Source organism: Cellulomonas triticagri, assembly GCF_003696205.1.
Classification (GTDB): Bacteria; Actinomycetota; Actinomycetes; order Actinomycetales; family Cellulomonadaceae; genus Cellulomonas; species Cellulomonas triticagri.
Genome location: NZ_RFFI01000054.1, coordinates 21,715 through 29,390, shown reverse-complemented (window position 1 = coordinate 29,390; position 7,676 = coordinate 21,715). Strand labels below are relative to the sequence as shown.

Sequence of the window (7,676 nt, the reverse complement as noted above, 5' to 3'; positions counted from 1 at the left end):
GGAGCGGGCTCGGGCAGCACCCGCACCCGGGGCAGCGCGGCCGCCGCGGCCGCGACCGGCCCGTCCCCCGTGACGACCACGACCCGCGCGACCCGCGGCGCCGCCAGCACGGCCTCGACCGTGTCGAGCGCCATGGCCCGGACCAGGGCCGCCCGCGCGCCGGGCTCGAGGACGTCGGCGAGGCGGGTCTTGCCCCGGCTCGCCTCCTTCACGGGGACGACCAGGACCCACCGGGCGTGCAGCACCCCCCGACCCTACGTGGCGCACCGGCCCCGCCGGACGGGTGGTCGCCGGGCGATCGCCTCGCCCGGGGCAGCCGTCGGCCGATGGGGTGGGGGTCAGGGCGGAGCACGGAGCGCAGGGGGTGGGTCGGGTGCGGGTGCGGCAGCGGGTGATGTCCGTCCTCGTCCTCGTCGGCTGCCTGGGCGGCATCGTCGCCGTCCCCCTGGGGTGGGGCGCGCACGAGCCCGCGCGGTTCTGCCGGACGGCCGCCGCGTGCCCGGACCTGCGGTGGCCGAGCGCGGACCCCACCCGGGCGGCCGGCCCCGGGCAGGGCGCCGACGTCCTCGTCCCCTGACGCCCGCGGCGCCGGTCACGGCGTCGGCACGCCGCCGACCGGTCCGTTCCGTCGCCGCGCGAGCAGACCCGCCGCGAGGGCCGCGGCAGCCACGGCGACGACCCAGGTGGGCACCCCCGTCGCGGCCAGCCCGAGGTCCTGCTGGTCGCCGGCGGCGACCTGACCCTGGCCGAGGTACGAGACCGTGAACACCGCCTCGACCTCGAGCAGGTCCCCCGCCTCGCCGGTGACGTGCTGCGGGTCGGGGAGCCGCACCCGCACCGGCACGGTGACCGGCGTACCCGCCCCGACGGGCCCGACGTCGGGGAGCGCGTCCCCGAGGCTCACCGGGTCCGCGAGCGTGCCGGCGTCGAACCAGGCGCGGACCCGTCCGTCGCCGTCGAGCTGCCCGTACTGCACGTGCAGGGCGCGGGCCAGGGACGGTGAGACCGGCCCGTACGTCGTGAGGACGCCGTCGTACGGGACCGGGTCGGTCGAGGTCGCGGCGATCTGCCACCGACCCGTGACCGCGTCGCCGGGGACCCCGAGGTCGAAGTGGTGGACCAGGGGCGCCCCGGTGACCTCGACGAGCGGGATCTCGTCGGCGGCGGCAGGAAGCGCGACGACGCCCGACGTCGTCAGCGCGACCAGGGACGCGAGCCCGGCGCGGCGCCAGGCGACCGCGGTCCGCGAGCCGGGGCCCGCCTGCGGGCGACCGGGCAGGTCGATGTCGTGCGCCTCGTGGTAGAGCTCGTGGACCCGCCAGGGCACGCTCCCCCGGTCGGCGATGCTGATCCCGTCCTGCCGGGCCCACGCGCGGATCCGCGCGGCCGTGCACCCGCACTCTCGTCGCGTCGTCATCGTCTGCTCTCCTCCGTCGTCTCGTGCGGTCCCGTGGTCGGCGTCCGTCGCGGACCCGGTCCGCGGGTCACCTGGCCCGCTCCCGTCCGGGCAACGAGCCGACGAGGGTCACACGCGGGGTGAGGAGCACACGCAGAGCGCCCATGTCCTCCCACGTCGGACTGACCGTCGCCGGGTCCGTCACAGCACTGCCCGGCTCGTTCGTGAAGACGGCGCGGTACCGCGCCGCCGTCTGCCCCACCTCGACCGTGATGGTCGACCCGACCTCGACGAGGCCGTCCGGCCGCTCGGTGGCCTCGTCGCGGACGACCACGTCCTGGGTGCCGAGGGGCTGCCAGTCGTCGGAGTGCACGGGGGCCGTCTCCCACCGGACCTCGGGACCAGGGAACCCGGTCGCCGCCGCGCGGAGCTCGACGACGCCGCCTGGTGACCCCGACGCCGGGTCGGGGTGGGCGACCACGGTCGGGGCGACCGGGCCCATGTCGTACCGGAAGGCGGCCTCGTACGCGGTGTCCCGGGGCCACCACTCCAGGCCCCCGAAGGGGGACACGCCGAGGGAACCGCCCTCGAGGGTGAGCCTGGCCCACCCGGGCGAACCCGGCGGCACCCGCACCACCATCACGGCCCCGAACTGCTCGAGCCGCAGCACCGTCCCCTCGACCCCGTCGAAGGAGACCCGGGTGTTCAGCGCGTTGCCCAGGTCCCCCAGGGTCCGTGCGGGCCGCTGGACCGGGATGCCCGTCGCCGCACCGGTGCCGAGCTGGCCGTGCGAGTTGTAGCCCCACGTGAGCACGGCGCCGTCCGACCTCAGCGCGACGACGGTGCCCGTCGTGACCCCGATGCCCGCGCCCTGGATCTCGACGATCCGGGAGGTCGACGCCGGCGTCGCGACACGGGACGCACGGGCGGTGTTGCCGAGCGCCCCGTCGCCGCGCTCGCCGAACCCGCCCCCGCCCCAGGCGTACGCGACGCCGTCCGCGTCGACGGCGAAGGCGGCGTTGGCGGAGCCGAACACCCGCTCGATCCGCTGACCGATCATCTCGCCCGTGGTGTCCACCATCACCGGGTTGGCGTTGACGAGGATGAAGGTCCCGTTCCCCATCTGCCCGGCGTCGCCCCTGCCCCAGGCGTGCACCCGTCCGTCGAACCCGAGAGCGACCACGCTGCGGCCGAGGACCGCGATGTCCCGGACAGGCTGGCCGAGCAGGGTCCCGCCCCAGCCGACCCGCGTCGGGACGGTGCGGTTGACGAGGGACCCGTCGCCGAGCTGCCCGAGGTTGTTCTGCCCCCAGGCGTACACGGATCCGTGGTCGGTCAGCGCGTAGTAGCTCTGGTACCCGGCCTCGACGCGCACGACCCGCTCGTGCGCGGGGATCGACCGCGTGTCGACCTGCACCGGCACCCGGCTCTCGGCCGTGGTGGTGCCGTTGCCGAGCTGGCCCTCGACGCCCCGGCCCCACGCTCGGATCTCACCGTCCGACAGGAGCGCGACAGCGCCGTAGGTGGAGGCGGCGACGTCGACCACCCTGGTGGAGCTCGCCGACGCGAACCCGAGCACGCTCGACGGTCGGTTGGGACCGTTCGCCGCTCCCGGCCACCCCAGGCGCCCGCTCCCGCCGTGGCCCCAGGCCATCAGCATGATGCCGCCCTCGTCCGCCGGCCGCCGACCGTCGTACGGCTCCGAGACGATCGCGTAGGTGGCGTGGTCCGCCACCTCGGACATCGACCGCGTCACCGCCAGGTAGTTCTGGTAGCCGCCCGCGCCCTGGGCGTCCATCTGCGCCCATCCCACGGAGACCGGCGTGGTGGAGTCGGCCGTGGCGCCGGTGCCGAGCTCACCGCCCGTGCCCTTGCCCCAGCTGATCAGCTGACCGTCCCGGGTCACCACGGACACCCCACCCGGTCCGGCGGCGACGTCCGTGACGAGCTGCCGGTTGCTGCGGACGCGCACCTCCGTCCCCCCGGCGGCCGGTCCGCTGTCGGGCGAGACGAGCGGGACGTGCACGCCCGCGTCCATCTCCGGCCGACGCCAGTCGACCACCGCGGACGACGGGACCGCGGCCCGGTCCGCGGCGTCGTCGGCGGGCTCGTGCGGGGCGTCGTCGCCGGGCTCCTGCGGCGCGGGGTCGTCGACGGTCGTGTCGGCTCCGCCGTCGTCGGGCGACGTCGGCTCGAGGACGGAGGGGGTGGTCTCGTCCTGGACCGGGGCCGCGGACGCCGACGGCAGGAGCAGCAGCGGGACGGTGAGCAGCGCGGCGAGGCACGAGGCCGTCGCCCGCACGCGGAGGGCTCTCACGGGTGGGTGCTTCCTTCCTGGGCGTGGACCGGGGGTGTCAGGACCGCTCGATCGGGTCCAGGTACGACACGGTGAAGTCGGCGAGCACATGGAGCGGGGCCCCGGTCTCGTCCGCACCCACGAGGACCTGCGGGTCCTCGAGCAGCACGCGCACCACGACCGGGATCGTGGACTCGCCCGCGATGGAGTCGATGCCGAGCACCTCGGAGAGGCTGCCCGTGGCCGCGACGGTGCCGGCGTCCCGCCAGCGGACCACGTCCCCGGCGTCGTCGACGACCGCGTACTGGACCTTCAGCGCCTCGGCGAGGGCCTGGTCGATGTCGTTGTGCAGCTGGAACGTGCCGTCGAACTCGGTGGCCGACGCTCCGCGATTGGTGAGCGTCCAGTCGCCGACGGCCCAGTCGTTCAGCGTGTCGCTGTCGAAGGTCTTGTCGATCTCCTTGCCTTCGAGCACCAGCAGGGCGCCCTCGACCGGCTCGTCGGTCTCCTCCGGCACCGCGGCGGAGAACCGGTTGTCGGCGATCGACGTGGTGAGGGTGCTGTAGGCGCCCGCACCAGCCACGGCGACGGCCAGGGCGCCGACGCCCACGGCGGTCCAGGTCTTCTTGCGCGACGTGTTCTTCAGGGTCGTGCTCATGATCGGTCGGTCCACCTTCTCGTCGTCTGTCAGGACAGCCACCCGTGGGAGCCGGCACGGTCGGTGACCGCCCGGGCCCGGACCTGCCGGATCGGTCCGGCCCGTCGTGGGTGCTGAACCAGGTTCGGCGCGGGATCGGCGCTCCCGGTGCCCGGGCCGCCTCACCGCGCGCTCCGGGCCGTCGCTCAGGTGCCTCCCACGTGCGGCCCCGGCGCCGCACCGACCGGATCCGGCCGCACACCCGGGACCTGCGACCCACCAGGCGTGGTTGCCGGCCGCCGGGGCAGCGGTCGCACGCGCGTCGGACGTGGGGAGCACCACCCATCGGTGCAGGTCACGGCCGCGGGAGCTCCGCGGGCGAGCGGACCGGGACCTTCGACCTACGCGTTCCACGGGCCAGGCACGGCCGGGCACCCGGGTCCGCTCCCGCAGCACCCGCTGGCGGGGTGCCACCCACGCACACCCCCCACGCGGTGCCGGACGGGCTGCGGAGGTGGTCCACGCTGTCGTGGTCAGCGGCGAGCGCGGGGGGCAGCCGAGCCCGACCTCTCCGACCCCACGTGATGCAGGAGCGAACGTGAGCCAGGTCCTGGCAGCCGCGACCCGACCTCGCGCGGCGCGAACCGCCCGCCCGACCCCGAGTCCTGCGGGAGGGGTCCCGTGATCCCTCCCCGGATCTGGGGGCCGCCCCCGCACGGGCCGGTCGGCAGGGAGCACGCGGTGGCCCGGGTCGTGGACCTGCTGCGGCAGGGCCGGTGCGTCTCCGTCGTCGGGCAGCACGGATCGGGGCGGACCACCGTGCTCGACGCCGTCCGGGACGCGCTGGAGGACGCCGGACGCGACGTGCGGCTCGCCCCGGCGACCTGGCGGTGGTCTCGCCAGTGGCCCTCCGGCACCCCCCTGACGGCGGCCGACCGGGAGGCGCTGCTCGTCCAGCTCGACCTGGGCGAGGTCATGGACCTCGGCTCGGCCGAGTCGGACGTGGTCGTCGTCGACGACGTCGAGCGCCTCACGCCCCGGTCGGCGGAGGTGCTCGGGGCGCTCGCGCGGCACGCCGGCGTCCCCGTGCTCCTGACCCGGCTCCCCGGGTCAGGGCCCCGGTCCGGTGCGGCCTTCTCCGCCTCGTCGGCCTGGGTCGAGGTCCCCCTGGACCCGCTCCCGTTCGAGGACCTGCACCACCTGCTCGACCAGCGCCTCGGCGGCTCCCTCGCGGCCGAGCTGACCGCCCAGGTCCTGCACGAGTCCGGAGGGCTGCCCGGGCTGGCGATCGCCCTGCTCGACGCGGGACTCGCCCACGGCTCGGTCCGGTGGACGGGATCGCACTGGTCCGGCACCGCCGGGTGGTCGCGCGAGCTGCGTCCCCTCTTCGACGCACTCCTCGAACCGCTGTCCCCCGAGCCCCGGGCTGCCGTCGCGGTGCTCGCGAGGACCGGCGGCGTGCCGACCGACGTCGCCGGCAGGCTGCTCGGCGAGCAGGCGGTCTCCTCGCTGTACGAGCACGGTCTCCTGCGGACCACCGCGACGCACGACGGGACGCAGGTCGCGCTCGACCCGCCGGGTCTGGCCTCCCACGTCCTCGCGCAGGAGCACCCCCGGCTGGTGTTCGACCTCGGGCGGGCCCACGAGCGGGCGCGGGCGGACGACGACCCGCGGGTCCGGGGGCTCGCCGAGCGGCTCGTCGGCTCGCGTCCGCCCGCGCCTCCCGCCCCGGGAGGGCTCCCCGTCGACCGCAGGACGACCCGGCACGACCTGGTGGTCGCCCTCGACACGTGGCGCGCGTCGCGCCACGTCCGCGACGCGGTGCGGGTCCTGCACCTGACGTCCCTCGACCAGGACGCGGAGATCATCGAGGCGGTGCTCACGCAGACCGAGGCACCGGTGGGGCGGCCGACCTTCGACGAGGTCGAGCTCCGTTCCGCGGCGGCACGGTGGTCGATCCACCGCGGCACCGAGCCCCGGACCGCGGCGGCGGACCTGCGGTCGGCCCCTGACGCGGCGCCCGAGGTGCGCGCGACGCTGCGGCTGGTCGCCTACCTGCTGGAGGCGGAGTTCGGCTCCGTGCCCGGCGACTACGAGCAGGTGCTGACGCCCTCCCTGGTCCACCCCGGGTTCGAGGGGGCCACGGCACGCTTCGTCCTGGCGGCCTGCCACACGCTCGCCGGCCGCTACGAGCGGGCGGAGCAGCTGCTCGGTACCGACCGTCCCGGGTGGCCCGCGTGGCTCGACCACGGCGCGGACCTGCTCCTGGGCCTGTGCGCGCTGGCCCGCGGCGACGTCACCGCGGGCGTCGCACGGGGCACGGAGATGCGGGCACGGGGAACGGCGTCGTCCTCGCCCTCGGCCTGGACCGGCGGGACCTACGTGCTGGCCCTCGGCCTGGTCGCGCAGGGTCGGCTGGCCGACGCGCGCCGCCACCTCCTGGCGCTGCTGCCCACGCACCGGCCCTGGACGGACCCGCTGCCGGTGCGGCAGGCCTGCCACGGCACGCTCGTGCTGCTGTCGGCGGCGACGGCGCACGACTCGCTCACGTCGGGGCTGCTCGGCGGGGCCGGTGCGCCGGCCCGGCAGAGCGGGGTCCTGCCGTGGGGGTGCCCCGCGACCGTCCACGCGGTGCGGGCCTACGTCGACGGCGAGGTGGAGGTCGCGCTCGAGGCGCTCGGCCGCTGCGCCGCCGGCCTGCGTCGTCGGGGACTCGTCCTGCCGGGTGACGCCGCCGACCTCGCGCGAGCGCTCCTGGGCCGGGACGACGACGTCGACGTCCCGGCCGGGGACGGCACCCGCCGTCTCGGCGGGGCCTACCTGGAGGCCCTGCTCGACTCGCGCACCGCGCTCCGGCAGCACGACCCGGTCGGCCTGCACACCGCCGCGACCCGGTTCGCGGAGCTCGGCGTCCTCGACGAGGCCGCCCGGTGCCACCACCTGGCCGCCGACCTGTTCCACCGCCACGGGGAGCCCGGCCGCGCCGCCCGGGAGCGCGCCGCGGCGGCCGCCGCGCACCCCCGGGGCGCACGGGCGCCCGGCGCCCTGCACCAGCGCGTGCTCAGCGACCGCGAGCGGGAGATCGTCGACCTGGTCGCCCGGGGACGCACCAACCCCGAGATCGCCGCGGAGCTGTTCCTCAGCGTCCGCACCATCGAGGGGCACATCCGCCAGATCCGTCGCAAGACCGGGGCGACCGACCGCGCGGCGATCGGCAGGCTCGGCACGCGGTTCGCGTGACCGTGGGGCACCGAGGTGCCGACCCCCGGGGTCAGGACCGACGGGTCCCGACCACCGCCGGATCTGGGACTTCGGTCCTCTGGCCTGCGGGGACGCCGCGGTCCTAG

5 protein-coding genes and 1 pseudogene are annotated in these 7,676 nt (G+C 76.5%); 2 read left to right on the top strand and 4 right to left on the bottom strand.

The features are described from left to right. Positions 1 to 245, bottom strand: a pseudogene (locus EBM89_RS11045) (2-phospho-L-lactate guanylyltransferase); the annotation flags it as partial. 128 nt (positions 246 to 373) lie between these two features. On the opposite strand from EBM89_RS11045, the gene EBM89_RS11040 reads away from it, so the two are divergent. Beyond that, the gene (locus tag EBM89_RS11040) at positions 374 to 577 is read left to right on the top strand and encodes a hypothetical protein (RefSeq protein WP_147463532.1); all 204 of its coding nucleotides are present in this window, start codon (positions 374 to 376) and stop codon (positions 575 to 577) included. Between the two features lie 15 nt (positions 578 to 592). On the opposite strand, the gene EBM89_RS11035 is transcribed toward EBM89_RS11040, so the two are convergent. The 3 genes from EBM89_RS11035 to EBM89_RS11025 all read right to left on the bottom strand — a co-directional run bounded on the left by EBM89_RS11035 (position 593) and on the right by EBM89_RS11025 (position 4,350). Then, positions 593 to 1,417 (bottom strand): Lsr2 family DNA-binding protein, encoded by an 825-nt coding sequence (locus EBM89_RS11035; RefSeq protein ID WP_122149482.1) that lies wholly within the window; start codon positions 1,415 to 1,417, stop codon positions 593 to 595. 67 nt (positions 1,418 to 1,484) lie between these two features. Next, positions 1,485 to 3,713, bottom strand: coding sequence for an RCC1 domain-containing protein (locus tag EBM89_RS11030; protein WP_147463531.1), 2,229 nt, complete (start codon positions 3,711 to 3,713; stop codon positions 1,485 to 1,487). 37 nt (positions 3,714 to 3,750) lie between these two features. Beyond that, positions 3,751 to 4,350 carry a hypothetical protein gene (locus EBM89_RS11025; RefSeq protein ID WP_147463530.1) on the bottom strand — a complete coding sequence of 200 codons (600 nt, stop codon included), beginning with the start codon at positions 4,348 to 4,350 and terminating at the stop codon, positions 3,751 to 3,753. A gap of 720 nt (positions 4,351 to 5,070) precedes the next feature. Here EBM89_RS11025 and EBM89_RS11020 point away from each other — a divergent pair. Then, positions 5,071 to 7,569, top strand: coding sequence for a helix-turn-helix transcriptional regulator (locus EBM89_RS11020; RefSeq protein ID WP_158609643.1), 2,499 nt, complete (start codon positions 5,071 to 5,073; stop codon positions 7,567 to 7,569). Positions 7,570 to 7,676: the final 107 nt, after the last annotated feature.

Excerpts from the sequence above, each read along its gene's own strand:
- EBM89_RS11035 (WP_122149482.1), bottom strand. The coding sequence starts at position 1,417 with ATGACGACGCGACGAGAGTGCGGGTGCACGGCCGCGCGGATCCGCGCG.
- EBM89_RS11025 (WP_147463530.1), bottom strand. The coding sequence starts at position 4,350 with ATGAGCACGACCCTGAAGAACACGTCGCGCAAGAAGACCTGGACCGCC.